Below are 25,808 nucleotides of genomic sequence, written 5' to 3'. Positions count from 1 at the left end.
TTTCAAAACGCCTGCCAGCTTATCTTTGAAAGTGACCGACAGACGAATATATTCACTAAAAGCAGATTCTCACCAAACCGCCTGCTTAATAGCGCTTTCAATACTGGCGATATCCTGGCTAACGGCTTCGTTATTAAGGTCAGACAATGCGACACTAAAGCTAAATGTCATCAGCACAAACTTGTCAGCATTTTTAATCGAAGACACTCGCCAGCGAGTGACGACCACCTCTTCGCCATCTTCTTCGCCACGCAATTCTTCCATGTCGCAATAGACGTTTTCAGCGATTTCTTGTTGTTCACCTTTGGTGTAGACGCTGTTTAATAAATGCTGCTGTTGCTGCTGGTCTTTAACGTCAAACTGGTAGCTTTTAATAGACAGGCTGCCGGTGTCGTTGCTCTGGTTAACCAATACGATTTCCGGTACCTGACTACCAAAGTTTAAAGAGCTATCCAGCTTTATGTCAGAGTCGTGTTGCTGCCAGTTTTCAGGCAAAGTTAAGGTAGCGATACCAAATAAATCAAATGAGTTCATCAGGCACTTTCCTCCATTGGACCAACATAGGCGAATCGTGGGGTCTCTTTGCCCTCTACTTGTACTGTTTCGGTAAACATATCAAATGGCCGTATCCACAACTTGCCTTCGCCGTAGAGCGGACGGTATACCACGTAAAGGGTTTCGTCCTCAGAATGGATGGCAGTATCAATTACCTGATAGTCATTACCTTTGTAATGGCGGTATAAGCCTGGTAGCAGGCTTTTGTTATCTGTAGGGGAATTACTCATAAATTACTCTTTTTCAGAAATCAGGGTTGTGTGATGGGTCTGAGCCTGTTTATCCAGGTTTTCCTGAACATCCAGGTGCCACCAACGCAATACCCATAATAGTAATATCAAAATCGGGATACAGGACAGCATCATGGCCTGCCACCCCAGAAAATACAGCACTGCGCCTGCCGATAATGAAGCAGCTGCCTGAATGGCAAACATAACACCATCGTTTAATGCCTGTGCCTGAAAGCGTTCTTCGGGTTTATAAGCTTTCGGTAACAAGCTGGTACCCGCAGTAAACAGGAAATTCCAGGCAATACCCAGTAACACTAATGTGATCCAAAAGTGCCAGTAACCGGCGGCAAAAAAGCCCGCAATGATACAGAGCAAAAAGATTGCGATACCGGTGAGGATCAACTTAAGCTCGCCAATTTTGCCAATTAGCCAGCCACTAAAAAACGAGGGCAAAAACATCGCCACAATATGGCTCTGAATCACTACCTTAGTCTCTGCCAAACTGTGGTGTTCAAAAACATGCATGTGTACTGGCGTTGCCGTCATGATAAACGCCATCAGGCCATAGCCCAGACTGGCAGACAAAACCGCCACCACAAATCCGGGATTGCGCAAAAAGCGTCTTTTACTGGGAGGCAGGGCTTCTTGCGCTCTCTCTTCGCTGAGCTCTTCGGTTTTCTTCGGTTGATAAAACAAGAACAAGATAAAGCAACCGGCCTGAATACTGGCCAACAAATAGAAAGTTCCCTGAAAACTGCCCGGCGTCAAGCCCTGTCCCAGCACCGATAATTCCGGTCCCAGAATGGCGGCGACCAGTCCGCCCAATAATACCAGCGACACCACCTTAGGCACCCGCTCCAGGCTTACCCATTCTATCGCCGCAAAGCGGATTTGCTGAAACCCGGCAATAGCACAGCCCAACATGGCAGAGGCCAGGCAAAACTGCATAAAGGAGGCTTTCTGCACAGCATTAGCGGCCACTAAGCTGGCTGAAACGCCCATGATGGCCGCCATCAGGAACACCTTCTTGCGCCCTATCCTGCGCATTAACAATGCAATGGGTGATACTGAAAAGGCCGTCCCCAGAATCATCAAAGCCAGAGGCAATGTTGCGTATTGTTGCGCAGGAGCCACCTGAGCGCCAAATATACCGGCCACCAGTACCATTAGAGTGCCAGATGTGGTACTCAATGCCGCTATCGCAGCTAATAACCAAACTATGGGAGGGAATTGCATTGTTGTCCTTAATATTGGGGGCATTGGCCCCCTTAAATGCTTATTTTAAATAGCGTCCGGCTAACATCATCAGGCCGGCGGCAGTGGGTTTGCCATGTTGCCAGTCACCGCCTTCTACGCCACTTCCGGCAATGTCCACGTGAGTATAGGCGTATTGTGTATCGTTCAGTCCAGAAGCCAGCTGCAAAAACGCCATGGGGAATTGATGCCCACGGGCCGTCACTGCAGAGGCCGCATTGTTAGAGGATAAAATATCATCCGCTTTAGTGCGAGGTTTAACGAAATCAAAATCTTCTCTGCGAGAACGAGATACTTCGGCTGGATCTGCCCACAAGTCACCTGCCACAGATAACTGCTGGGCACTGTTGACGGCTCTGGCAACGCCGTTTTCTACCAGCGCTGTGTAGGGTCCAACAGCACGCGCAGCGTGACCGGTCAGCGTCGCAACTGAAAAGAACTCCGCTTTATCATCTCCGGCTGCCAACTCTTTTAAATGAGTCAGCACGTCGCACAGTACCAGGCGTCCTTCAGCATCGGTATTGCCAATACGCACCCGAACACCAGCGCGACTGGTAATGATTTCATCAGCCACAAACGCATCAGCGCCAATGCTATTGCGCACTGCGCCGATCTCGGCCACCACTTTAATGCCTTTTGGCTTTAATTCCGCCAACATTTTCATGAATCCCGCTACGGTGGCGGCACCACCTTTATCGCGACTCATACCCGCCATGTGTCCACCGGTTTTTAAATCTGCGCCGCCAGTATCATAGGTAATGCCCTTACCTGCGAGGTACAGGCTGTGCTCAATCGGACCTTCACCTTCATAGGTCATGGTGATTACGCGGGCCTGATGACGTTCGACCGACTCTGAACAACGAGCGACAGCAAACAATAGCGGGTAGTCCTTTTCTAACTGACGCTGATCACTAATGACTTCGACTTTTACGTCGCTGTCGGCCAGGGCCTGCACACAGTAATCTGCAAATCCCGGAGGGGCCATGCGCTCTGGCTCAGTACCACATAAATCTCTGGCTACTCGTTTGCCTGCTTCAGCCGCCATTAACCACTGAGATGATGTTTGGCTATTACCGCTGATAAGGCCTAGCTCACCAATGGGTTCGATATCTTCTTCGCTCAGTGCTTCGCGGGCTTCTAAGGGCTGCCACAAACCCTGAGTGAATCCCAAATAAGCTGCGCCAACGGCATTTTGAAAGCTTTGTTCTTGTGGCGCTTCTAACCATATAAGAGGTTTGCGAATGCCCGCAGATGCCGCCAGTTTGGCTGCCTTATTAGCCGCATCAAAAAAGCGTCTGACATCATCGTAGTAACGTGACAACTCACCGGTTGGTGCAAATACAATACGCTTGCCCGGTACTACATCACTGTTGAAAAGTAAGACTTCTGAGTCAATTCTGGCGTCTATTTGCTGGTGTTTTTGTAACGCAGCCTGGATATTTGACTCGGTTACCGAGGCAACATTGGCAGCCACCACTATCAGTGCATCCCACTGGGACTGCTGTGCCAGCGCATCTGAAATACTGTTGATGTCGATTATTTTTGGATAAGCCATGGAAAAACTCCTTATCGTAGGGGTTGATAGCAATCTGTGTTTTCACAAACTGATATAAGGCAATTGAGGCGCATATTCTGCATGGTTCAACGCCTTGCCACAAGCGAATGACAAAACAGCCAAAGCCACTGTTTCGCCTAATTGTGCAGTTAAGATTCCGCTTCTGAGTCGTCACCTTTTTCAAACTGCAAAGGCAACTGCCGACTATCGGCTTCATGAGGCATGGCAACGTGTAGTCCTACCAGGCGAATTCCCCGTTTGTTCTGCCTTTCCAGGATTTGCGGTAATAAAGCTTCGAAGGTATTTAGCGATACAATTTGCGTGCGCTGATCCATGGTGGTTTGCTGAAAGTCGGAGAACTTCAGTTTTATTCCCTGATTGTGCACAGTGAGATTGGGACTGACTTTCTTAAGCCTTTTGATGAGTTTGGGATAGAGCTTATGAATAATCTCCAGACATTGCTGCTGAGTGTGAATATCCTGGGCCAGGGTGGTTTCGATACCCACGGATTTTCGTTCACGGTGAGTGCTGAGCGCTCTTTCATCCACTGCATGACAGCGATCCCAGAGTATTTTACCAAACTTACCAAATTGTTTTAGCAATCGCTCCCTGGGATAGTTTTGCACGTCGGCGCATGTTTCCAGGCCCAGTAACGCGAGTTTTTCTTGAGTGACTTTGCCCACGCCGGGGATTTTTTTAAGGGGTAAGCCGGTGACAAATTCCAGTAGCTTGTTCGGGGGAATTACGCACATTCCATCCGGTTTATTCTCGTCACTGGCTACTTTGGCTACAAATTTAATGGGGGCAACACCGGCCGAGGCGGTCAATCCGGTTTCAGTAAAAATCGTCTGACGAATATCTTGCGCGATGCGCGTGGCGCTGCCAGCAAACAGAGTTGATTCAGACACATCTAAAAAGGCTTCGTCCAAAGACAATGGTTCGATAATGTCGGTATAGCGTTTAAATATGGCTTTGATTTTGCGGGATTCTTCTACATACACATCCATGCGGCCCGGCACCAGCGTCAGATGCGGACACAGCTTCATGGCATGGGCGGTGGCCATCGCCGAGCGCACGCCAAATTTGCGCGCCGGATAGTTGCAAGTGGATATCACACCTCTGCGATCAGAGCTGCCTCCGATGGCAATCGGAATATCACGTAACGCAGGATTGTCTCGCATCTCCACGGCAGCATAGAAGCAGTCCATATCGATGTGAATGAATTTACGCAAAACACACTAAAGCACTGTTTATTTGAACAGTATTCTAGTGGATTCTTAAAGGAATTAATACGCTTTTTAGGCGTAGGGTTTGTCGAATTCATTCGAACAACCGCGGGGGCAATCAGCTGCAGCGTCGGAATAAATTCCGACCTACAAATCTTAACTATTCAGCGGTACTGAAATAAACAGCAATTACCTTGTAGAAACTATGAAGGACAGAAATCAGCTACCTTTTCTTTAACGACAAAGCAAAGGAAAAACTATGACCACTGTCCTTCAACAAAACGATAACGCAAAACATCCTCTTCTGTATATGGCTTTAGAGTTTGCGAATAAAACCTGGAAGGTTGGCTTCCACAATACAGCAAAATGCAGAAGCAAAACCATCGATGCGGGTGATTTGGTTGCTCTGGAGCAGGAGCTCCGTCTGGCAAAAGAAAAACTTAATGCCTCAGCAGACTGCACGATCAAGTGTTGTTATGAAGCCGGGCGAGATGGTTTCTGGATTCACAGAGCACTGAAAGCCCGCGGAGTTGACAATCTGGTGGTGGATTCCGCCAGTATCGAAGTCAGCAGAAAGAAGAAGCGGGTCAAAACAGACCGGATAGATTTGGAGGCCTTGCTGCGCCTTGGAATACGCTATCACAGTGGCGATAAAACAGCATTTTCCGTGGTCAGAGTGCCCACGGTAGAGGAAGAAGATGCCAGGCGTTTACACCGTGATCGGCAACGGCTGGTTAAAGAGCGTGGTGGTCACAGCGCTCGCATTAAATCATTGCTGATACTCGCTGGTATTCGGATTGACTCCATGTCAGAGCTGGAATCAATGACCCGGTTCACCAGCCCGGCTGGATATAACCTGGGACCATTCACTACCGAAGAAATTCGGCGGGAATATGACCGCTATAAAGTGGTCAGTGAGCAGGTAAAAGCCGTAGAAAAAGAGCAGGCCGAACAGGTCAAAAGTGCCTGCGGAAAAGCGGCAAGGCAACTGAGACAGTTGATGCAACTCTAAGGCGTGGGATTGCAGTTTAGTTTTGTCATGGTACAGGAATTTTTCAGTTGGCGGGAGTTTTCCAATGTCAGAGAAGTGGGAGCCTGTGCCGGGCTGACGCCCACGCCATATGACAGTGGCGACAGTCAGCGTGAGCAAGGTATCTGCAAAGCAGGTAATAAACGCATCAGAACCACCATGATAGAAGCGGCGTGGATGTGGCTCAGGTGGCAACCAGGCAGCAAGCTTAGTCAATGGTTTGAAGAACGGTTTGCCAAAGGTGGTAAGCGTATGAGGCGCATCGGTATTGTGGCGCTTGCCAGAAAATTACTGGTGAGTTTATGGAAATACCTTGAGTACGGCGAGATGCCTGAAGGAGCTATATTCGGTAACTAAGTGGTAAAAGAATAACGGTTTTAGTCAGAAGATAATGTTGTCGAAAGTCACGTGTGTCGAACCTTGATGAACAGGTTCAATCGTTTTTGTAGAAGAAGCGGCTTTCACGTCAGGTAACAGGCGTATATCGCAAGTAGTTTTAGGTTGGCGGCCGCAGGGCCGCAACGGATAGAAGGTTGTTATAGTTTTCGGACATAACTTCACAGTTTACCTGAGCAACTTTATCGTTAAGTGAACAACAATCAGCCATGAGATACAGGCTTATGTAGTACTTAGCAAACAGAATTTACAAAGGGGCTTGACTATCGAGTCCTCATAGAAGGTTCGAATTTATTCGGACAACGGCAGGAGCGATTAGCTGCGGCGTCGGAATAAATTCTGGCCTACAAACCTAAACCTTAAACTGTTTCAGCACATCATCCAGATTACTGGCAAGGCGTTTAAGATCAGAGATGTTTTTCTCTACGTCCTTACTTTCCATCACAGTTTCATCAGCCAGTTCAGTAATATGGCTGACGTTTCTGGCGATCTCTTCTGCGGTGTAGGACTGTTGCGTATTCGCGGCTACGATACTCTGCATCTGCTGCTGAATTTGCTCTACCCCGGAGAAGGCCTGGTCTAACACGGTTTGCAGATCTGCCACTCGTTGCACACCGGACTCGGCCTGGGAATTACTGGCGGTCATTGCCTGGCTGGCTTGCTTGGCAGTGGTTTGCAAAGCACCAATAATTTCCTGGATATGACGGGTAGACTCCTGAGTACGACTGGCCAGGGTTCTTACTTCGTCGGCTACTACTGCGAAACCGCGACCCATTTCACCAGCACGGGCCGCTTCAATTGCCGCGTTCAGTGCCAACAAGTTAGTTTGTTCGGTAATAGCAGAAATAACATCCAGTACTTCGCCAATTTTATCAGTTTCGGCTTCCAGAGCCGCGACCACTTTAGCCGCTTCACCGATTTGGGTAGATAGAGAGTTGATATCGCCAACAGCGGATTTAACCACGGCACTGCCCTTGTCCATCTCAGCTTTGACGTTATCCGCCACTTCCATAGCGCCACTGGTATTGCGGGACACATCTTTACTGGTTTCGGCCATTTCATAACTGGCACTGGCCACGGATTCGATTTCGGTTTTTTCGTTGTTCACCAAATCCAGGTTGTGTTGCGTGATCTCACTAACGCTCTTGGTTGTACGGTTAACCTCGGTAGTAATATCCATGGTCTGTTTTACCAGAGCCTGAATCTTATCCATAAAGCTATTGAATTCGCTGGCCAGTTGACCAATTTCATCTTCGCGTTGTAAGTCGATGCGTTTGGTCAGGTCTCCGTCACCGCGAGAGATATCCTTCATGGCATGAACCATAGTATTTAACGGGTTCAGCATGGGGCGAACAATCATAAACACCATAACGGCAATAATGGCCAGCATAACAAACATCAAACCAGATACTTGCCACATAGCGTTATTTACCGGACCGTTAACAACGCTATCGGGCACCATAAATCCCAATTTCCAGTTAACGTAGGGGTATTCAGCGGCAACTTTGTCGAAGATCACTTTATAGTGTTCATCTTGCCAGTATACTTCGGTGATACCGTTATTCTGACGCGCCAGCATATTCTTTAGTTGCGCAAATCCTTCAGTATCACTGAAGTAGCTATCCACTTTACTCATGTCTGAGCCGGGAGGAAAACGCTCGTTAAAGCCGGGAAAATATACTAGTACCCCTTTATCAGTCACCAGAAACGCATTGCCTTTACCTTGGTATTTTATTTTACTCAGCAACTCCTGTCCTATTGTGGTAATCAGAATATCCATCCCGCCGACTCCGATGAATTTTCCATGGTGTTTAACAACAGCTTTAATTGTCGTTGATATAGAACCGTCGTGAATATCAACTGCCGGATCTGTAACGTACAATCTATTTGTGGCAATAGCTTCATGCCACCAGGGGCGTTTATTGGTGTAATAATCAGGATCATGATCTAAACGTCCGGTCTTATCAAAGTACTCAAAGGTATTAGCCGAGCCAAAGAAGACACTTTTAATAGCGGAATCATTGTCGGAGAAGAACTTAAAAAATCCCTTAATCATTTGATAATCTGAATCATCACTAATGTCACTCTGACGCTCATTATAATTGGCAAACCATGTCAATAATCGCGGGTTTGCAAAAACACTGTGGATCACCTGCCCTTTCGCTTGAAAAAAACCTGAAATTTCTGTGGCTTTTTGGGATACGATGTTTTGAATATCGCTGTTGACACGCTCAATCGTGCTGGATTTCACTTGTTGTACTTGCCAAATTCCATAGAGCAAAAACAAACAAGCAATTCCCGAAACACAAATAGCGATCAGTCTTTGACTAATGGACTTCTGAAACCACATATTGCAACCTTTATAATTTATTTTTTATTGTACTTACGCCTAACCTTAACGGCTGGGCTCAAAAATTGTTGAGTAGGGTTCAACTAAGACGCGCTTATTGTCTGAATTTAGAGCAGCTATGTAAAGGAATGTGACAATTAAATTGCAGTAATTAGTGGAATTTAAATGGCAGGGCGTGCATCAAACTTTACTTTAGAGAGAAAAATCAGGCATCTGATCAGCAGATGCCCAATATTTATTGAAGATGGAAGCTATTAAACAATTTTATTGTTTTGCCATTCTTCGATTTTCTTTTGTCTGGCTTCTTCTCTTTCCATCCGGGCTTTTTTGCGATCACAGGGTTCAGGGCAATCACAAGCCTTATCGATACCCAACGCACCCAGTCCCCCACAGGAGCCGGAAATCGTTTTATTTTGCAAAATATAGCCAATCGCCATTGCTGATACGACGATCAAAAAGAACACGAATGCTAACAGAAAGGTACTCACTGCGTACTTACCCTTTTTTATTCAGAAATGATTCAAAACCCGGCGTAGTATACTCTTTAAACTCGCCATTTTCTCGGGTAATCAGCAAAACCGCCAGATCATTTTCCAATGCCATAGCCAGTCCTGCATCTTTACCCATAACTGCAATTGCGGTGGAATATCCGTCTGCGGTTAAACAGGAAGGATGCACCACAGTAACAGAGACCAGATTATGTTGGATAGGCTTTCCGGTTTTTGGATCTATCAGATGAGAATAGCGAATACCGTCCTCTTCATAATAGTTGCGATAATCTCCCGAAGTGGCAACGGCATTGTTGCCAACGGTAATGATCTCCTGAATCGCCCGCTCCATGGTCACCGGTTTTTCAATGGCAATGCGCCAGCCCTGACCATTTTGTTTTACGCCAGCGACGCGCATTTCGCCGCCAATCTCCACCAGATAATTATCGATACCAAACGATTCGACAATCTCCGCCACCTGATCAACGCCATAACCTTTCGCCACTGTAGACAAATCTACGTACATATCCGGATGAGCACGGCTTAAGCTATTGCCACTTACAGATAGTTTATCAATGCCTACTCTGGCTCGGGCGGACTCAATATCGTTATCAGTAGGGATCACTTCCGGTCTGGCCTGAGGTCCAAACCCCCAGAGATTTACCAATGGCCCAACGGTAATGTCCAGGTATTGATTGCTCAGTTCACCAATGCGCAATGCTTCTTCAATTACCAACAAAGTTTCTGCCGACAGTGGGTAAGGCTCAGTGGTTTTGCTTTGATTGAGAGTCGACAGCTCAGAAGCAGGGTCGTAGGTAGACATCAGTTTATTGATGTGCACCAGTTCGGCATCCACGCGTTCCTGTAACTTGCTGCTGTTTACTTCAATCTCTGACCAATACTTGATGTTATAGGTAGTGCCCATCGTCGGGCCAGAAAGGTGCACTTCCACAGGAGGCTGTTGGCAACCTGCAACCAAAAACAGACTGACCACCAACAAGGCAAATAAATTGACGCGAAGAGATAATATATTCATTTAGAAAACTTCAAATCGTTGCTAAAAAAGGCTTATTAAAAAAGGGGCCTTAGCCCCTTTTTTTAAATGTTTACGGTATTAACCGCCAAAGTCATCCAGCATAATGTTATCGTCTTCTACGCCCAGGTCTTTGAGCATATTGATAACCGCCGCGTTCATCATAGGTGGTCCACACATATAGAACTCACAGTCTTCCGGCGCTGGGTGATCCTTCAGGTAGTTTTCTAACAATACCTGGTGGATAAAGCCGGTATAGCCTTCCCAGTTATCTTCTGGCTGAGGATCAGACAAGGCCACATGCCACTGGAAGTTTTCATTTTCTTCTTGCAGCATATCGAAATCTTCTACATAGAACATTTCGCGCAGTGAACGTGCACCGTACCAGAAAGAAATCTTGCGATCTGATTTAAGACGACGCAGCTGATCAAAGATGTGCGAGCGCATCGGCGCCATACCTGCACCACCGCCCACGAATACCATTTCAGCCTGAGTTTCTTTGGCAAAGAATTCACCAAATGGACCAGAAATAGTGGCTTTGTCACCTTCTTTCAGACTCCAGATGTAAGAAGACATCTTACCGGCCGGCAGGCTCAAATTATTAGGTGGCGGCGTAGCGATACGCACGTTCAACATAATAATGCCTTCTTCTTCCGGATAGTTAGCCATAGAGTAAGCACGGATGGTTTCATCATCCACTTTAGATTCGATGTCGAAGAAACCAAAACGCTCCCAGTCAGGACGATACTCTTCAGGAATATCGAAATCCTTGTATTTAACGTGGTGAGCAGGTGCTTCAATCTGAATATAACCACCAGCACGGAAAGGTACACTCTCCCCGTTTGGAATCTTCAGCTTAAGCTCTTTAATGAAAGTGGCTTTGTTGTCGTTAGAAATAACTTCACAATCCCACTTCTTGATACCAAAAATCTCTTCCGGCAACTCGATATCCATGTCTTGCTTAATAGCAACCTGACAGGACAAACGGCAACCTTCACGGGCTTCACGCTTAGTAATGTGATCCAGCTCAGTAGGCAGAATTTCACCGCCACCTGATTTGATATCAACGCGACACTGACCACAAGAGCCACCGCCACCACAAGCAGAGCTGACAAAGATACCATTTTCAGCCAGTGCGCCAAGTAACTTGCCACCTGGTGATGCGGTGATCGCTTTGTCAGGATCACCGTTAATCAGAATTTTAACATCGCCGGTGGGAACCAGCTTCGATTTAGCGAACATGATGATAAACACCAGCGCTAAAACGATAGCGATAAACATACCTACACCGAGGTAAATATCAGTTGGATTCATAATCTTTTATTCCTCTCCTGACGCCGCTTAGATTGATACACCGGAGAAGGACTGGAAGCCCAACGCCATCAAACCAGCAATAATAAATACAGACCCCAGGCCACGAACACCTTCAGGCATGTCTGCATACTTCAGCTTTTCACGAATACCGGCTAACAGGACAATGGCAATCGCCCAGCCCGCGCCACTACCTACACCGAAAAAGATACTTTCGGTAAAGGTGTATTCTTTCTGGATAGCAAAGGCCACACCACCAAAGATGGCACAGTTAACCGTGATCAAAGGTAAGAAGATCCCCAGTGCGTTGTACAATGCCGGGAAAAACTTATCTAAGGTCATTTCCAGAATCTGAACCAGTGCAGCAATAACACCGATAAAGGTCAGGAAGCTCAAAAAGCTCAGGTCAGCCTCAGGGAAACCGGCCCATTCAAGCGCACCAGGAGCCAGTACGTTTGAATACACCAATTGGTTTACCGGCACTGAAATACCCAGTACCACGATTACCGCAACACCCAGACCCATTGCTGTTTTGACCTTTTTCGATACCGCCAAAAAGGTACACATACCAAAAAAGTAGAAAAGTGCCATGTTCTCAAGGAAAATTGAGCGCACTAACAAGCTAATATAATGTTCCACTTTAATTACTCCTTAGGCTCTACTTGTTCCGGGCGAATGGTACGGATGAACCAAATCAAGCCACCAATCAGGAAGAACGAACTAAACGGCAGTATCAGCAGGCCATTACCTTGATACCAGCCACCATTTTGTACCAGTGGCAGGATCTCATATCCTAATAACGTACCAAAACCACCCAGCTCTTTGATCGTACCAATAACGATCAATACAAATGAGTAACCCAAGCCGTTACCGATACCATCGAGGAAGCTCATGGTAGGTGGACTCTTCATAGCGTAAGCCTCAGCACGGCCCATAACGATACAGTTGGTGATAATCAGTCCAACGAATACCGAGAGCTGTTTTGACACTTCATAGGAATAGGCTTTTAACACCTGGTCAACCAGAATTACCAGTGAGGCGATAATGGTCATCTGAATGATGATACGCACGCTGGAAGGGATTTGATTGCGAATTAACGAGATAAATAAATTAGAAAACGCCGTTACAAAGGTCAGTGCCGCTGACATGACCAGTGCGGTTTCCAGTTTTGTAGTTACTGCCAATGCTGAGCAAATACCCAGGATTTGCAGTGCAATTGGGTTGCTGTCCAGGATTGGCCCGAACAATACCTTTTTCATTTCTTTTGCATTGCTAGACATTGTGCCTCTCCTTATGACTTAAGCCATGGCTTATTAGCCAGGAAGTTACCCAACGCGCGATCACTTAACCAGTAATCAAGTGACGCCTGAACACCGTTGGAGGTCAAAGTTGCACCTGAAAGTGCATCCACTGTGTGCGGATTATCGGCGCTGGCATTTTTCTTCAGTTGAATAGCAACGTCACCATCTTTAAACAGCTTCTTACCATCCCAAAGCGCCTTCCAAGCCGGGTTCTGAACCTCACCACCCAATCCAGGAGTTTCTTTTTGATCGTAGTAAATCAGGTTACGCACTGTGTTGCCATCGGCATCAACTGCCAGCAAACCATACATAAGGTTCCAAAGACCACTGCCATACACTTCCAAAACCAGTCGGGTTACGTCTCCGGCTTCGTTTTTAATATGGTACACGCTGACCACTTTCGAATGACGGAACACCTTTGCCGTATCTGGCTTAGGACGAACCTGATATTCGTCGTCTTTGGCGTATTTGAACATGTCGAAATCTTCAGGCACTTCAACGTACTGGCCAGACTCAAGATCCACATAACGCTCTTCAACGAACTTGTCATAAGTACCGGCGATGTCGCCAGCGGCTTTATCTAATAGACCTGCTGCCTCTAATACGTTGGTTTGTTTGTCCAACTGAGCATTAGCAGTTTGCAGACTTCTAAGGCCTACTGCTGCTGTAGAAACAACAATAGAGCAGGCAAGACATACAGCGACAACGATGCCAACTGTTCTTCCAAGAGTTTCTTTACGCGCTGACACGTGCCATCCTCCGTTTAATATTGCTTTGAGCCACGAAATAATCAAACAGCGGCGCCCACAAGTTAGCAAACAGAATTGCCAACATCATACCTTCCGGGAAGGCCGGGTTTAAGACTCTGACCAGCACACACATAGCGCCAATCAACAAGCCATACGCCCACTTACCTTGATTGGTGAATGAGGCCGATACCGGATCGGTTGCCATAAAGAACATACCGAATGCAAAACCACCGGTAACCAGGTGCCAGTACCAAGGCATTGCCATCATCGGATTAGTATCGCTACCGATCAGGTTCAGCAATGTCGTGAAGATAGCCGCACCTAACAACACACCTAACACGATGCGCCACGAGGCAATTCGCAAATAGATAATAAACAGACCACCCAGGGCCAGCATCAAGGTGGAAACTTCACCTGCTGAACCTTGAATATTACCGTAGAAGGCATCCCACCACAGGGCAACATTGCTGTAATCCAGCGTACCAGAAGCCGCCTGGCTCAGCATGGTTGCACCGGAATAACCGTCAGCAGCAGTCCAGATTGCATCACCGGAGATTTGCGCCGGGTAAGCAAAGTACAGGAAGGCACGACCAGATAACGCCGGGTTAAGGAAGTTACGACCAGTACCACCAAACACTTCTTTGGCGATTACCACACCAAAGGTGATACCCAGTGCTACTTGCCATAAAGGAATAGTAGCTGGCAAAGTCAGGGCAAACAGAACAGAAGTTACGAAGAAACCTTCGTTAACTTCGTGCTTGCGAATTGAAGCAAACAACACTTCCCAGAAGCCACCGACAATAAAGGTCACCGCGTAAATAGGCAGGAAGAAACAAGCACCGTAGCCCATCATTCCCAACCAGGACACACCGTCTACGCCTAATTGTCCACCGAATGCGGTAAACAGCGCTGCTTGCCATACGTCAGGCAGGGCAACGGCACCAGCGCCATTGAGAATGGCCAAGTGAGCTTGTTGACCGATGTTGAACATGCCGTAAAACATGGCTGGAAAAGTCGCCATCCACACCAGGATCATGATGCGTTTCAGGTCAATGCTATCTTTTACGTGGGTTGCCCCTTTAGTCACCTTGCCAGGTGTGTAGAAAATGGTTGCTGCGGCTTCGTAAAGCGCATACCACTTCTCGTGTTTGCCACCCGGTTCGAAATCGGGTTCAATCTTTTCGAGATACTCTTTTAAACTCATGATTAGCCCTCTTTCTCAATCTTATCCAGACAATCTCTCAGCACGGAGCCGTAATCGTATTTGCCTGGGCATACATAGGTACACAACGCCAGATCTTCTTCGTCCAGTTCCAGACAGCCCATAGTCTGAGCACTGTCAGTGTCCCCGGCCAGCAGATCGCGTAAAAGCAGTGTGGGTAATACATCTAAAGGCATCACACGCTCATAGTTGCCGATTGGCACCATGGCACGGTCAGAACCATTAGTGGTTGAAGTCATGTTGAATAGCTTACCTGGGTTAAGGTGTCCCAAATAAGCTTTGGTAATGGAGTGCTTGTCTGAGCCCGGTGTTATCCAGCCAAACAGCTTTTTCTCGCGGTCTTCAGCAACCACTGAAACCTGATTGGCATAACGGCCCAGGTATGCGTGCACACCGTGCGCGTGCAAGCCGTGCAGCACAGAACCAGAAATAACGCGCGGCTCATCACAAGTGATTTCACCAGCGGTCAGTTCTTCAGTGTTAGCACCTAAAGTGGTGCGCACCAGTCTTGGATTAGACACAACCGGCCCTGCCAAAGCGACAATGCGGGAAGAATCAATCTGACCAGTAGTAAACAACTTACCAATGGCCACTACGTCCTGATAGCCTACATGCCAAACAAATTTGTTGGCGCCCGCAGAATCCAGGAAATGGATATGCGTGCCTACCAGACCAGCAGGATGCGGACCAGAGAACTCTTCGGTAGTTACTGCGGCATTGCCAGTGCTGATATTTGCACCAGATGCCTTAGTTACCCAGGTTTTGCCTTCGGTCAGCTTGCTGATAACAGTTAAACCGTTTTCAAAATCTGCCTGATTCTCAGCAATAATAACAGCAGGATCTGCCGCTAATGGATTGGTATCCATCGCGTTAACAAAAATAGCTGTTGGTGTGGAATCAATAGCAGGAATTTTGCTATATGGGCGGGTACGCAATGCAGTCCATAAACCAGAATCGACAAGCTGAGAAACAACTTTCTCTCTGTCCAAACCGGCTAAATCGGATGCTTGGTACTGGTTAAATTCAACCTGTTCTTCACCGGCGATCTTGATAACAACCGACTGCAAAACACGTTTTGCGCCACGGTTGATTTCAATGATTTCACCAGCAGAAGGGGCTGTGAATTTAACGCCAGGATTCTTTTTATCTTCAAAAAGAACCTGCCCTTTTTTCACGACATCACCCACCTGACAATGCATAGTGGGACGCATGCCGATGTATTCTTCACCCAGAACAGCAACGCGCGTAATCGGCGCACCGTCATGGATTTCTTGCGTTGGCGCTCCCGAAATAGGGAGGTCGAGGCCTTTCTTTATTTTAATCATACTTACATGCACTAGTTAAGGATTAATACTTATCAGGGTTGTACTCACGAGCAAACCCAATCCTGATAAGTATTTTGAATTCCATACAAAAACCTGAAAAGGTCCTAAGAACCGTTTATCAATCAGCTACACATCAGCTTGCAACAAAACAAATTTTGTAACAGGGTGAAACGTCGCTCAACAAACTGCCGAATTCTAGCACTACATGACCATTTCGCGCTACGCCTATGTGCCCAAACGGTTTTTTTTGCTTTATTTTTAGCCACACGCTGTACACTTTTTATTCATTACACTAGCAATAGATTGGGTTTTGTCAACGAACCCGGCTTTTTTATCAGATACGACATTGCTCGAATAATGTTCATTGCAAAAATGCAAAACACCGCAAAGGCGGTGTTTTTACTTAAAACGCAGTGTAAATTTAAGCTTACCAGTCCACTAACGGGTTGACATCTGCTTCATAATCAACCGCATCAAAACCAAAGCCGAACAGGTGTAAAAACTCCTGGTGATACCCCTGGTAGTCACTCAACTGGTGGAAGTTCTCCTGCGTAACCTGATCCCACAAGGCTTTTATTTTAGCCTGAGTGGCATCATTGGTTTCCTTGCCATCCATACGCAATCTGTTCGCTTCATCCAGCTCAGGCGAATCCTGTAATAATAGTCTGAATAAGCCGTTGATCTGTTCGATACAGCCTTCGTGGGTGCCTTCTTCTTTCATTACTTTGTAGATCAGAGAAATATACAAAGGCATAACCGGGATTGCGGAAGACGCCTGGGTAACCAGAGCTTTTAAAGAAGAAACATAGGCTTTAACGTTAAGTGCCGCCTGTTTGCTCTCGATGGCTTTAACAGCGCGATCCAAATCTTCCTTCGCTTTGCCGATGGTGGCATGACCATAAATCGGCCAGGTTAACTCTTTACCAATGTAGGTGTAAGCGGTGGTTTTGCAGTTTTGCGCTAATACACCGGCTTCGCCTAATGCATCTAACCACAATTCCCAATCTTCGCCGCCCATCACCTTTACAGTGTTTTGTATGTCTTCTTCAGAAGCAGGTTCAAGAGATACCTCATGTACCAGATCTTTATCTGTGTCGTAGGTTTTCGTGGTATAGCTTTTGCCTACCGGTTTGAGTACCGACTTATAGACTTCACCGGTTTCGGGATCGGTTCTGCGCGGAGATGCCAGGCTGTATACCACCAGGTCCACTTGCCCCATTTCTTCTTTGATGGCGGCTATCACGTCTGCCTTCATTTCTTTAGAAAAGGCATCGCCATTTAGCGTCTTGTGATACAGACCAGCCTGCTCTGCCTGCTGATGAAATGCCGCTGTATTGTACCAACCTGCTGTTCCGGTTTTCTTTTCTGATGGTGCTTTTTCAAAGCACACCCCAAGAGTTTTAGCACCATAACCAAAAGCCGACACAATGCGAGATGCCAGACCATATCCGGTAGAACATCCCAACACTAATACATTTTTGGGACCATTTTCCGGGAATGATTGCGCCTTAACATATTCAATTTGTGTTTTGACATTGTGAGCACAACCCGTTGGATGAGCATTAGTACAGATAAATCCGCGAATTTTTGGTTGAATAACCATAGCTGAGGACATTCCTTATTGTGTTTAATGGTGACAGCTAAACGCATTCCGCGCTTAGCTGTTAAAATTGCTGCCTATTGTAACCAGCACAGAGGATTCAACAACTCTGAACAGCTGTATTTACCTTGTAGCTTCTAATTTATTCGGACAACAGTGGTTGAATCAAATAGCAGCGTCGGAATAATTGTCCGGCCTACTGGCGGCTTTGGTACAATCTGGCCTCGGTGATGCCATGGAAGTTAGCCACTTCCTGTTGGAACTTTTTATAATGTTGATAAATTTTAGCAAATTGTGGATCAGCGGCTGATTGCTCTGCTAACACTTCATCAGTAGCAGTTTTAAGAGCCTGAATAACATCATCCGGCAGCTGTTTTAATGCCACACCATGGTTTTTAAGCAGGGTTTGTAGCGCTGTATTATTACGCGCCGTGTATTCGTCTAACATATCCTGATTAACCGCTCTGGCGGCTACTTCAACAATTTTTTGTAAATCGGCTGGCAACGCATTATACGCCTGCTCATTAACGATGAATTCCAGTGTAGTGCCGGTTTCATGCCAACCAAAGGCATAGTAATAATCTGCTGCTTTGTGCAACCCAAAGGCGAGATCATTATAAGGTCCAACCCACTCTGTTGCGTCGATAGCGCCGGTTTGCAGCGAAGTAAATAACTCCCCGCCGGTCAGTGACACTGGCACACCGCCAAGGCGTTTTAACACTTCCGCCCCTAAGCCGGGAATACGCATTTTCAGCCCCTGGATATCATCCACGCTGTTTATTTCTTTTTTGAACCATCCCGCCATCTGCGTACCGGTATTGCCGCCAGCAAAAGGAATTAATCCAAATGGTTTGTATAGCTCCCGCCATAACTCAAGTCCGCCACCATAATGCAGCCAACCATTCATTTCCTGAGCATTCATGCCAAAAGGCACACCAGTGAAAATCTGTGCCGCAGATGCCTTACCTTTCCAGTAATAAGGGCCGGAATGGCCAATCTGAGCAGTGCCTTGTGCTACCGCATCAAATACCTCAAAGCCAGGTACAATTTCTCCGGCACCATACACTCTGACATTGAGACGCCCGGCTGACATCTGATTAACCATTTCAGCAAAGGTCTCTGGTCCTTTACCCAACCCCGGGAAATTCTTCGGCCAGCTGGTGACCAGCTTCCATTCAAAGGTTTGCTTTGTCTGGTAGCCATCTGACGGAGCCGTTGACTCTGTCGCCGATTCAGAACAACTCATTAGCAACGCTGCAGACGCCACTAAAAACCATTTTTTAATTGCCAACATAGGTCATCCTATCCGTAAATTTTCTCTGGGAGCCAGGTGATCAATTCCGGCCATATGGCCATCATAATCAACAGGCTTAACTGAATTAAAACAAAGGGAGCGACACCTTTATAAATTTGTACGGTCTGCACTGTCGGAGGCGCAACACCGCGCAAATAAAACAATGCAAATCCAAAAGGTGGGGTTAAAAATGAAGTCTGTAGATTAACGGCGATCATAATTCCCAACCACACAGGGTCGACGCCCATCATAAACAAAACCGGAGCCACTAAAGGTACGACAACAAAGGTAATTTCGATAAAGTCCAGAATGAAGCCAAGGAAAAAGATAATCACCATCACCATCAACACGGCACCAAATTCCCCGCCAGGCAGCCGCTCGAAAAAGCCGTGAATCATTTCTTCACCGCCAAAACCGCGGAAAATCAAAGAAAAGATAGAGGCCCCTATCAGGATCATAAAGATCATGGCGGTAACCTTGGTGGTATCCATAGCCGCTGCTTTAAGACGGGTCCAGTCCATTTTCTGTTGCGCAAAAGCTAACAAGATAGCTCCTGTGGCCCCCACTCCAGCAGCTTCAGTTGGGGTGGCAAAACCAGCCAAAATCGACCCCAGCACCAGGATTATCAACATCAATGGTGGGAATAAAGCGCCAAACACACTGCCCTGAAATGCATTTTTATCAGAACCGTCGTTTTCAGTAGCAACTTTAGGTGTAACCACCAGCACATAAAGTGCGTACAAAGCCACCAGCACCAGACCGGGTATTATGGCACCTACAAACAGGTCGCCAACGGACACTGAATCAGGTGAAAAGTTGCCCATATTCAGCTGTGCTTGCTGGTATGACCCGGAAAGTACATCCCCTAATAATACCAACGCAATAGAAGGCGGAATAATTTGTCCCAGAGTACCGGTTGCACAAATACTGCCGCAGGCCAGAGATTGCGGATAGCCTTTATTTAACATGGCAGGCAAGGACAATAGCCCCATGGTCACCACGGTAGCGCCCACAATACCGGTGCTGGCCGCCAATAACATTCCCACCAATATCACCGATAACACTAAGCCAGACTGAAAGTTGCCAAATAGCTTTGCCATGGCATTGAGTAAATCTTCAGCCACTTTGGATTTTTCCAGCACTATGCCCATCAAAACGAATAAAGGCACAGCCAACAGGGTTTGATTATTAATGATACCAAACAGCCTGCTGGGCAGAGCATTGAGATAAGAGGTTTCAAAGGTACCGGTTAGAATGCCAAGACCAGCGAAAATCAGGGAAGTGCCAGCCAGCGTAAAAGCCACCGGATAGCCCAGTAACAAGGCTCCGCAGACACAAACAAATAATAGTAAGGCCATAATTTCCATTTACTTATCTCCTGAAAAAGCCAGCTGTGCATTTTTTGCGATTTCAGAGATACCTTGTAAAAACAAGGTGGCGGCGAAAACCAGAATAAATGTCTTCAATAAAAACAAAGCCGGAAGTCCACCAGCTGCCTGAGAAGCTTCCATCAGTGCCCAGGACTTTGCCACGTAGTCCCAACTCATAAAAAATATGAAGCTGGTCAATGGCAGTAAAAACACTAAACCACCCCAGAAATTAACCCTGGCTTTTTTCTGTGGCGAAAACTTTCGATAAAACACATCAACCCGTACGTGTTCATCTAATTTCAAGGTATGAGCGGCACCCAACATAAAAATCGCGGCATGCAGATACATCACCGACTCCTGCATAGCCACCCATCCCATGTCAAAACCATAGCGCAATACCACGATAAGAAAGGTCAATGCGGTCATCAGCAAGGTGAACAAACTAACCAGAAAGCAAAGCTTTTCATGAACAACATCAATAAGTTGACTAAGTTTTTGTGACATGAAATTCCAAAGATTTTTAATGAGACGACGCGTTAAATCATTGAGCCAGTGTTTTTATAGCCTAACTCAACACGTTCTAAATGGTTGATAGAAGAGCTTTTTATCAAAAATTTGCAAAAATGGGAATGTTAAACTCTTGTAAATTCATCAGCAGCCTGAATTTTACCCGGTTCCTGAAACAAAAAAGGCGTCATCTCGACGCCATTTTCAATGCATATTCTAAACACTGTGATCAGGACGCTTTGCGGCCTGAACCACCGAGACATGCAGGAGAATCCGGTGCATCGCCATACAGACGCTCCCACTCCTGATCAGTATAAGTATGAAGAGCCAGTGCGTGAATGTGGTTTTCGATTTCCTCTTTGAGTACGCGGTTAACATCTTTATGGCGATGCAACAATCGCTGCCCCTTAAAACGCGGGGTCACCAGCACCACCTTGAAATGAGTTTCTGACCCAATGGGTACGTTATGGTTGGAACTCTCGTTAATGACTTCCAGAAAAGCTGGCTCAAAATGGGCCGTTAACTTATCTTCAATCGTATTTTGAATGTTCACTTTTGAATGCCTCCATAGTCAAATCTGACGCTAACACAGATAAGAGCTTATTGCCTTTGTAGAGGAGCCAGAACATTGTCTACCTCACTACTAAATTTAGCTGGTGTTTTTAATTTTAAATACTGAAATATGCAGAAATATAGCTTGCTTTTTGATAACTGCTTGAGCCTAAAACTTATATTTTTATCTTAGGATTTTATTAGATTCTATAACCGTTGTCCCCTGGTCTTTGATGTGCCTGAAAGTCAGATTAATGCGCTCTCCCACAGGCCGCTTTATTCGGGCAATGCCGTGCTGCCAATGCTGCTGTGTGCTGCCCCGCATCACCAGCAAGCTCCCGGATGGTAAATTTAGTTGTAACTTAAACGGTTGTTTTTTATGAATTAAATCAAAACGTCGAGTGGCACCGAGCGTTAAAGAGGCGATCACCGGATTAACACCGAGTTCCGGTTCGTCATCACTGTGAAAGCCCATACAGTCCTGCCCATCCCGGTATAGATTTGCCAACACGCTGTTGAACTCAACACCTGCGCGGTGACTGCATAATTGTCGCAGTTGCTCTAACTGCGCAGGCAATGGCAAGGGCACCATGCTTTTTCCGGAATACTGATACTCCGCTTCGGGAAATCCATACCAGGCCTGCAACCTGGGTATGACATGCCATTTGCCATAAACTTTGATTTTATCTGACTGCCATTGCAAAGACCGTCTTAGCTCAGTAAACAAAGCATGAGTTTGGGAGCTTTGGATAAAATTCGCCACATAATTAAGCTCTCCGTCAAAGAAATCCTCGATGCCCGATAACAAGGTGCGCTTAACTGCACCAGTCGAGTGTTTCCGGATGGCGTTTGCCGGTTTTGTGGTAAACTGATCGGATTGTTCTTGCGGGTCTGACAGTCCCGTTAATAAATCAAACTGTTTCATTGCACAATAATTTGGCCGTACCGATATTATTTAAGACATCCAGATGAAAACTGAACTCAGTATACAGGATAAAACCTGGCAGCTTTACCGTTATCCCCCAGAAAAACAACACACCAGTTTGCAAGCCTGGGATGCTGCAGATGAATACCTGGTGAATTATGTCACTGAAAATGGCCTCGCCGAAACAAACGCTATATTGGTTTTGAACGATGACTTTGGCGCTCTGGCTTGTATGTTGGGTGATGCCGTCAATACCTGGTTTTCAGACTCCAAAGTGGCAGAGCTGGCAATGGGTCACAACTGGCAAAGCAATTTTGATTCTGCACCACCATTTAAAAAAACCCATTGTTTGTCAGAGTTAGCAGAAGGTGCTCAGCTTGCCGTGCTTAAACTGCCCAAAAACAATGGTTTTTTAATTGAACAGCTGCTCCGACTGCGCGAAATACTGCCCGCTGATGCGCTGGTTATCACTGCCGGTAAAGCCAATCAAATCCAAAAAAGTACTCTGGCGTTGTACGAAAAACATTTGGGCAGCACACACACTTCATTGGCAGTAAAAAAATCCCGACTGATTTTCACTCGGGTAAATAAACAATTGCAAAGTCAGTCCAAATTTCCCATCAGTTGGGAAACTGAATCTCCCAAATTAACCATATTTAATCAGGCGAATGTTTTTTCTTCGACGTCTCTGGATATTGGTGCCCGATTTATGATGGAGAATCTGCCGGATTGCAGCAATAAGCGCGTGCTGGATTTGGGCTGCGGCAATGGCGTATTATCTGCGCTGATAGCGCAACACCAACCAGAGCACATCTCCTGCGTGGATGAATCTGCCAGCGCTCTGGCCTCGGCCGCGTTGACCCTCTCCCACAATGCGCCGGATGTGCCGGCTGATTTCTATCACTCCAATTGTCTGGAACAGGTGGATACCCACCAATTGGATTTAATCGTCTGTAACCCGCCCTTTCACCAACAAAATACCATTACCGATCACATTGCATGGCAAATGTTTAGCGATGCCAGAAAAGCCCTGCGCAAAGGCGGTGAATTGCGCATTGTAGGCAACCGTCACCTTGGCTATCACGAAAAACTGAAGCGCCTGTTTGGTGGCTGCAAAGTGGTTGCAAGTAATCGCAAATTCGTTATTTTAAGCAGCATTAAACGTTAACAGGAGTCTTCATGCGTTTTCTTTCTAAAGCCTTTTTGCTGGCACTCATGCTTTTTCCACTAGTCTCACTTGCCGCTAAAGATGGCTCTCATATCCAGCCAGATAACCTGTACCCCCGAGTAAAAATAGAAACCGATTTGGGGAATATGGTAGTGGAGCTGGATCGGCGACGCGCGCCAATCACAGTGAATAACTTTTTGCGTTATGTGGAAAAAGGCAGTTACGATGACACGGTATTTCATCGCATCGTCCCGGGCTTTGTTGTTCAGGGCGGCGGTTATGACAAAGACTTTAACGAGTTGCCTTCCTTTGGCAAGATCTTCAATGAATCAGGTAATGGTTTAAAAAATGATATTTATACCGTTGCTATGGCCCGTGAAGATGACCCTCACAGCGCCCGCCGTCAGTTCTTCTTTAACGTGGCTGACAATGATTACCTGAATCCTGGCCGCAACTGGGGCTATGCGGTATTCGGTTTGGTTCTGGAAGGTGCGGAAGTGGTGGACCAATTGTCACAGCTGGAAACTGCCTACAAAGTTGAACTGGGTTGGCGAGATGTACCGGTGGAAAACGTGATGTTAAAGAAAATCACCCTGCTACCGGAACCGGTCATTAACCCGCAATAAGCGCACTGCGAATCACAAGTAAGGGCCAGTTAACTGAAATTAAAGGCCCTTTTCTTTTTTCACCAACTCATATGCCGCCTGAATATCCTGGGCTTTTTGTTTTGCAATATCCAATGCCTGAGGCGGTAACCCTTTGGATACCAGTTTATCCGGGTGGTGTTCGTTCATCAGTTTGCGGTAAGACTTTTTAATCACTTTGGGATCAGTGTTGGCGTTTACCCCTAATATCCGATAGGCATCGCTCAAGCGATCTGCCTGAGAATAGGTTGCGCGCGACTGCCCGCGCCCCTGATAAGCGTTGTCTCGTTGCTGATAGTTTTTCCGCGAGTATTGTTCTCTCTGGCGCTGATAATAAGCTTCTTCATCAAAACTATCGTGGCTTTCATCGTCCCGCTCATCTCTGGAGCGTTTCTGCTCAGCTTTACTGCGTGGCCGCCAACCTGGTCCCCGAGCCGCCTGCTCTTGTTGCCAGGCCTGCTGTTGCTGGCTGGCCTGACGAAAACGCAACTCAGCTTCAAAAGCAGAAATCAAATAGAGCAACTCTTGTTTCTGAAACTTCAAGGTTTGCGCCACTTCGATGAGAATCTTTTGCTCTTTGGCGTCCATACGGCCATCAGCGTAGGCAGCCTGAATCAGAATCTCCAGATAAATTTGCAGAATATCCCGGCGTCCGTAACAGGATTCATAAAATTCTTTTAAGATGTCTTTAACCGGAAAATCAGCGGCTTTACCCTCGCGAAAAGCTTGTTGCGCTTCTTTGCGGGTATCGCCAGTGAGATTCATGTCGTCCATTAATTGCGTGGCCACCTGAATCTCGGCCTCTGTGACCCGACCGTCAGCCTTGGCTACATGCCCCAACACCGAAAACAAGGCATGAAAGAACACCGCCTGATTTTTTACCGAATCTTTATCCACAAAAAAACGGCCAAAGCCGCCCATTTGATTAAAATCCTGACTGTAACCTCGGTCGAACATGTGACCCACGATAAAGCCCAGGATTGCCCCTGGGATTTTGGCAAACATGGCGCCAAACAGGGTTCCCAGTACTTTTCCCCAGATGTTCAAGATTGTAATTCCTCTTCTAAATCAGCCAGTCTTTGCGGTGTACCTACATCACACCACCTACCGGTATGCAATACAGCCTGCACCTTACCACTTTCAATATGCTTGTGAATTAGCGGTGCAAGGCGCAGCTTTTCTGTCGACAACCCGGCAAAAAAGTCGGGATGATAAAGTGCTATGCCGGAATAAGTATAACTGGGTAAGCCAGGCTGCTTCGCCTGAAGCAATCCATCGGCCATGGCAAAATCCCCTTCCGGGTGATGCTCAGGATTCGGAACCAGCACCAGTTTTGCCAGACCGTCAAAGGGTGAATGCAGTAACTTAGTAAAATCGACATCGGCGTAGACGTCGCCATTGATCACCAAAAATGGGGCCTCTCCTAACAGAGGCAATGCCTTAATAATGCCACCCGCGGTTTCTAAGGCCTGCTCCTCAGCACTATAACGAATATCCAGGCCAAATTGCTTGCCATCGCCAAAAGCCGCCTCAATTTTATTGCCCAGCCAGGCGTGATTAATCACGACTCGCTTAACTCCGCTGTTTCGCAATTTCTCCAGATGGTATTGCATCAGGGGTTTACCGTTCAGCGGCAACAAGGGCTTAGGCAGAATGTCGGTGAGAGGACGCATCCGCTCCCCCCGACCTGCCGCTAAAATCATGACACTATTAATGCTCACAA

General features: G+C 46.7%; 26 protein-coding genes. 4 read left to right on the top strand and 22 right to left on the bottom strand.

Annotated features, from left to right (window positions below; translation table 11 throughout):
• Positions 1–69: 69 nt before the first annotated feature.
• From ACXAD8_RS20830 to dinB, 5 genes are all read right to left on the bottom strand, one after another.
• Positions 70–534, bottom strand: coding sequence for a hypothetical protein (locus ACXAD8_RS20830; protein WP_475232078.1), 465 nt, complete (start codon positions 532–534; stop codon positions 70–72).
• On the bottom strand, positions 534–785 hold the full coding sequence (locus tag ACXAD8_RS20825) for a DUF1653 domain-containing protein (RefSeq protein ID WP_475232076.1): 252 nt from the start codon (positions 783–785) through the stop codon (positions 534–536). Before ACXAD8_RS20825 ends, ACXAD8_RS20830 begins: the two co-directional genes overlap by 1 nt.
• A 3-nt stretch (positions 786–788) precedes the next feature.
• Complete coding sequence (locus tag ACXAD8_RS20820; protein ID WP_475232074.1) at positions 789–2,021, bottom strand: MFS transporter; 1,233 nt, start codon at positions 2,019–2,021, stop codon at positions 789–791.
• 40 nt (positions 2,022–2,061) lie between these two features.
• Positions 2,062–3,594, bottom strand: coding sequence for a M17 family metallopeptidase (locus ACXAD8_RS20815; RefSeq protein ID WP_475232072.1), 1,533 nt, complete (start codon positions 3,592–3,594; stop codon positions 2,062–2,064).
• Positions 3,595–3,743: 149 nt separating this feature from the next.
• Positions 3,744–4,826, bottom strand: coding sequence for a DNA polymerase IV (gene dinB, locus ACXAD8_RS20810; protein WP_475232070.1), 1,083 nt, complete (start codon positions 4,824–4,826; stop codon positions 3,744–3,746).
• A 253-nt stretch (positions 4,827–5,079) separates the two neighbouring features.
• Between dinB and ACXAD8_RS20805 the strand changes: the two genes are divergently transcribed.
• Both ACXAD8_RS20805 and ACXAD8_RS20800 read left to right on the top strand, forming a co-directional pair.
• Positions 5,080–5,832 carry a transposase gene (locus tag ACXAD8_RS20805; protein WP_475232068.1) on the top strand — a complete coding sequence of 251 codons (753 nt, stop codon included), beginning with the start codon at positions 5,080–5,082 and terminating at the stop codon, positions 5,830–5,832.
• Between the two features lie 9 nt (positions 5,833–5,841).
• Positions 5,842–6,207 carry a transposase gene (locus ACXAD8_RS20800; RefSeq protein WP_475232067.1) on the top strand — a complete coding sequence of 122 codons (366 nt, stop codon included), beginning with the start codon at positions 5,842–5,844 and terminating at the stop codon, positions 6,205–6,207.
• 391 nt (positions 6,208–6,598) lie between these two features.
• Here ACXAD8_RS20800 and ACXAD8_RS20795 read toward each other — a convergent pair whose 3' ends face one another.
• From ACXAD8_RS20795 to ACXAD8_RS20725, 15 genes are all read right to left on the bottom strand, one after another.
• Positions 6,599–8,596, bottom strand: a complete 1,998-nt coding sequence (locus ACXAD8_RS20795) for a methyl-accepting chemotaxis protein (protein WP_475232066.1) — start codon at positions 8,594–8,596, stop codon at positions 6,599–6,601.
• A 254-nt stretch (positions 8,597–8,850) separates the two neighbouring features.
• Positions 8,851–9,084 (bottom strand): (Na+)-NQR maturation NqrM, encoded by a 234-nt coding sequence (gene nqrM, locus ACXAD8_RS20790; RefSeq protein ID WP_475232064.1) that lies wholly within the window; start codon positions 9,082–9,084, stop codon positions 8,851–8,853.
• Positions 9,085–9,091: 7 nt separating this feature from the next.
• Positions 9,092–10,120 carry an FAD:protein FMN transferase gene (locus ACXAD8_RS20785; RefSeq protein WP_475232062.1) on the bottom strand — a complete coding sequence of 343 codons (1,029 nt, stop codon included), beginning with the start codon at positions 10,118–10,120 and terminating at the stop codon, positions 9,092–9,094.
• A gap of 78 nt (positions 10,121–10,198) precedes the next feature.
• The gene (gene nqrF / locus ACXAD8_RS20780; protein WP_475232061.1) at positions 10,199–11,431 is read right to left on the bottom strand and encodes an NADH:ubiquinone reductase (Na(+)-transporting) subunit F; all 1,233 of its coding nucleotides are present in this window, start codon (positions 11,429–11,431) and stop codon (positions 10,199–10,201) included.
• A 27-nt stretch (positions 11,432–11,458) separates the two neighbouring features.
• Positions 11,459–12,067, bottom strand: coding sequence for an NADH:ubiquinone reductase (Na(+)-transporting) subunit E (gene nqrE / locus ACXAD8_RS20775; RefSeq protein WP_229528386.1), 609 nt, complete (start codon positions 12,065–12,067; stop codon positions 11,459–11,461).
• A gap of 5 nt (positions 12,068–12,072) precedes the next feature.
• Positions 12,073–12,708, bottom strand: a complete 636-nt coding sequence (locus ACXAD8_RS20770) for an NADH:ubiquinone reductase (Na(+)-transporting) subunit D (RefSeq protein ID WP_229528385.1) — start codon at positions 12,706–12,708, stop codon at positions 12,073–12,075.
• Positions 12,709–12,719: 11 nt separating this feature from the next.
• Positions 12,720–13,478, bottom strand: a complete 759-nt coding sequence (locus tag ACXAD8_RS20765; protein WP_475232059.1) for a Na(+)-translocating NADH-quinone reductase subunit C — start codon at positions 13,476–13,478, stop codon at positions 12,720–12,722.
• Positions 13,465–14,682 carry an NADH:ubiquinone reductase (Na(+)-transporting) subunit B gene (locus tag ACXAD8_RS20760; RefSeq protein ID WP_475232057.1) on the bottom strand — a complete coding sequence of 406 codons (1,218 nt, stop codon included), beginning with the start codon at positions 14,680–14,682 and terminating at the stop codon, positions 13,465–13,467. The genes ACXAD8_RS20765 and ACXAD8_RS20760 overlap by 14 nt, the downstream gene beginning before the upstream one ends.
• Before the next feature lie 2 nt (positions 14,683–14,684).
• Positions 14,685–16,025 carry a Na(+)-translocating NADH-quinone reductase subunit A gene (locus ACXAD8_RS20755; RefSeq protein WP_475232055.1) on the bottom strand — a complete coding sequence of 447 codons (1,341 nt, stop codon included), beginning with the start codon at positions 16,023–16,025 and terminating at the stop codon, positions 14,685–14,687.
• Positions 16,026–16,452: 427 nt separating this feature from the next.
• On the bottom strand, positions 16,453–17,628 hold the full coding sequence (gene fabV, locus ACXAD8_RS20750) for an enoyl-ACP reductase FabV (protein WP_475232053.1): 1,176 nt from the start codon (positions 17,626–17,628) through the stop codon (positions 16,453–16,455).
• 193 nt (positions 17,629–17,821) lie between these two features.
• Entirely contained in the window at positions 17,822–18,919 is a 1,098-nt protein-coding gene (locus tag ACXAD8_RS20745; protein WP_475232052.1) for a TRAP transporter substrate-binding protein, read from the bottom strand.
• 8 nt (positions 18,920–18,927) lie between these two features.
• Positions 18,928–20,286: a TRAP transporter large permease gene (locus ACXAD8_RS20740; protein ID WP_475232050.1), complete on the bottom strand. Its 1,359-nt coding sequence runs from the start codon at positions 20,284–20,286 to the stop codon at positions 18,928–18,930.
• Positions 20,287–20,793, bottom strand: coding sequence for a TRAP transporter small permease subunit (locus ACXAD8_RS20735; protein WP_475232048.1), 507 nt, complete (start codon positions 20,791–20,793; stop codon positions 20,287–20,289).
• Between the two features lie 232 nt (positions 20,794–21,025).
• Positions 21,026–21,349, bottom strand: a complete 324-nt coding sequence (locus ACXAD8_RS20730; RefSeq protein ID WP_475232046.1) for a BolA/IbaG family iron-sulfur metabolism protein — start codon at positions 21,347–21,349, stop codon at positions 21,026–21,028.
• 183 nt (positions 21,350–21,532) lie between these two features.
• Positions 21,533–22,273 carry an alpha-ketoglutarate-dependent dioxygenase AlkB family protein gene (locus tag ACXAD8_RS20725; protein WP_475232044.1) on the bottom strand — a complete coding sequence of 247 codons (741 nt, stop codon included), beginning with the start codon at positions 22,271–22,273 and terminating at the stop codon, positions 21,533–21,535.
• A gap of 43 nt (positions 22,274–22,316) precedes the next feature.
• Between ACXAD8_RS20725 and ACXAD8_RS20720 the strand changes: the two genes are divergently transcribed.
• Together ACXAD8_RS20720 and ACXAD8_RS20715 are read left to right on the top strand one after the other, a co-directional pair.
• The gene (locus ACXAD8_RS20720; RefSeq protein ID WP_475232043.1) at positions 22,317–23,441 is read left to right on the top strand and encodes a methyltransferase; all 1,125 of its coding nucleotides are present in this window, start codon (positions 22,317–22,319) and stop codon (positions 23,439–23,441) included.
• Positions 23,442–23,452: 11 nt separating this feature from the next.
• A complete protein-coding gene (locus tag ACXAD8_RS20715; RefSeq protein WP_475232041.1) occupies positions 23,453–24,067 on the top strand; it encodes a peptidylprolyl isomerase in 615 nt (204 codons plus the stop codon).
• Positions 24,068–24,106: 39 nt separating this feature from the next.
• Here the strand turns inward: ACXAD8_RS20715 and djlA are convergent, their stop codons facing one another.
• Together djlA and murU are read right to left on the bottom strand one after the other, a co-directional pair.
• Positions 24,107–25,126 carry a co-chaperone DjlA gene (djlA, locus tag ACXAD8_RS20710; protein ID WP_475233042.1) on the bottom strand — a complete coding sequence of 340 codons (1,020 nt, stop codon included), beginning with the start codon at positions 25,124–25,126 and terminating at the stop codon, positions 24,107–24,109.
• A 2-nt stretch (positions 25,127–25,128) separates the two neighbouring features.
• Positions 25,129–25,788 (bottom strand): N-acetylmuramate alpha-1-phosphate uridylyltransferase MurU, encoded by a 660-nt coding sequence (gene murU / locus ACXAD8_RS20705; RefSeq protein ID WP_475233041.1) that lies wholly within the window; start codon positions 25,786–25,788, stop codon positions 25,129–25,131.
• Positions 25,789–25,808: the final 20 nt, after the last annotated feature.

This window comes from Planctobacterium sp. AWH2_060, from assembly GCF_056158425.1.
This window is presented reverse-complemented; position numbering and strand designations above follow the sequence as displayed.

Bases quoted from the DNA above. Each gene is read 5' to 3' on its own strand.
- ACXAD8_RS20745 (WP_475232052.1), bottom strand. From the start codon at position 18,919: ATGTTGGCAATTAAAAAATGGTTTTTAGTGGCGTCTGCAGCGTTGCTA.
- ACXAD8_RS20715 (WP_475232041.1), top strand. From the start codon at position 23,453: ATGCGTTTTCTTTCTAAAGCCTTTTTGCTGGCACTCATGCTTTTTCCA.
- ACXAD8_RS20820 (WP_475232074.1), bottom strand. From the start codon at position 2,021: ATGCAATTCCCTCCCATAGTTTGGTTATTAGCTGCGATAGCGGCATTG.
- ACXAD8_RS20830 (WP_475232078.1), bottom strand. From the start codon at position 534: ATGAACTCATTTGATTTATTTGGTATCGCTACCTTAACTTTGCCTGAA.
- ACXAD8_RS20770 (WP_229528385.1), bottom strand. From the start codon at position 12,708: ATGTCTAGCAATGCAAAAGAAATGAAAAAGGTATTGTTCGGGCCAATC.
- ACXAD8_RS20735 (WP_475232048.1), bottom strand. From the start codon at position 20,793: ATGTCACAAAAACTTAGTCAACTTATTGATGTTGTTCATGAAAAGCTT.
- ACXAD8_RS20805 (WP_475232068.1), top strand. From the start codon at position 5,080: ATGACCACTGTCCTTCAACAAAACGATAACGCAAAACATCCTCTTCTG.
- ACXAD8_RS20825 (WP_475232076.1), bottom strand. From the start codon at position 785: ATGAGTAATTCCCCTACAGATAACAAAAGCCTGCTACCAGGCTTATAC.
- ACXAD8_RS20720 (WP_475232043.1), top strand. From the start codon at position 22,317: ATGAAAACTGAACTCAGTATACAGGATAAAACCTGGCAGCTTTACCGT.
- ACXAD8_RS20755 (WP_475232055.1), bottom strand. From the start codon at position 16,025: ATGATTAAAATAAAGAAAGGCCTCGACCTCCCTATTTCGGGAGCGCCA.
- ACXAD8_RS20795 (WP_475232066.1), bottom strand. From the start codon at position 8,596: ATGTGGTTTCAGAAGTCCATTAGTCAAAGACTGATCGCTATTTGTGTT.
- murU (WP_475233041.1), bottom strand. From the start codon at position 25,788: ATGATTTTAGCGGCAGGTCGGGGGGAGCGGATGCGTCCTCTCACCGAC.
- ACXAD8_RS20760 (WP_475232057.1), bottom strand. From the start codon at position 14,682: ATGAGTTTAAAAGAGTATCTCGAAAAGATTGAACCCGATTTCGAACCG.
- ACXAD8_RS20740 (WP_475232050.1), bottom strand. From the start codon at position 20,286: ATGGAAATTATGGCCTTACTATTATTTGTTTGTGTCTGCGGAGCCTTG.
- nqrF (WP_475232061.1), bottom strand. From the start codon at position 11,431: ATGAATCCAACTGATATTTACCTCGGTGTAGGTATGTTTATCGCTATC.
- fabV (WP_475232053.1), bottom strand. From the start codon at position 17,628: ATGGTTATTCAACCAAAAATTCGCGGATTTATCTGTACTAATGCTCAT.
- ACXAD8_RS20725 (WP_475232044.1), bottom strand. From the start codon at position 22,273: ATGAAACAGTTTGATTTATTAACGGGACTGTCAGACCCGCAAGAACAA.
- ACXAD8_RS20785 (WP_475232062.1), bottom strand. From the start codon at position 10,120: ATGAATATATTATCTCTTCGCGTCAATTTATTTGCCTTGTTGGTGGTC.
- ACXAD8_RS20815 (WP_475232072.1), bottom strand. From the start codon at position 3,594: ATGGCTTATCCAAAAATAATCGACATCAACAGTATTTCAGATGCGCTG.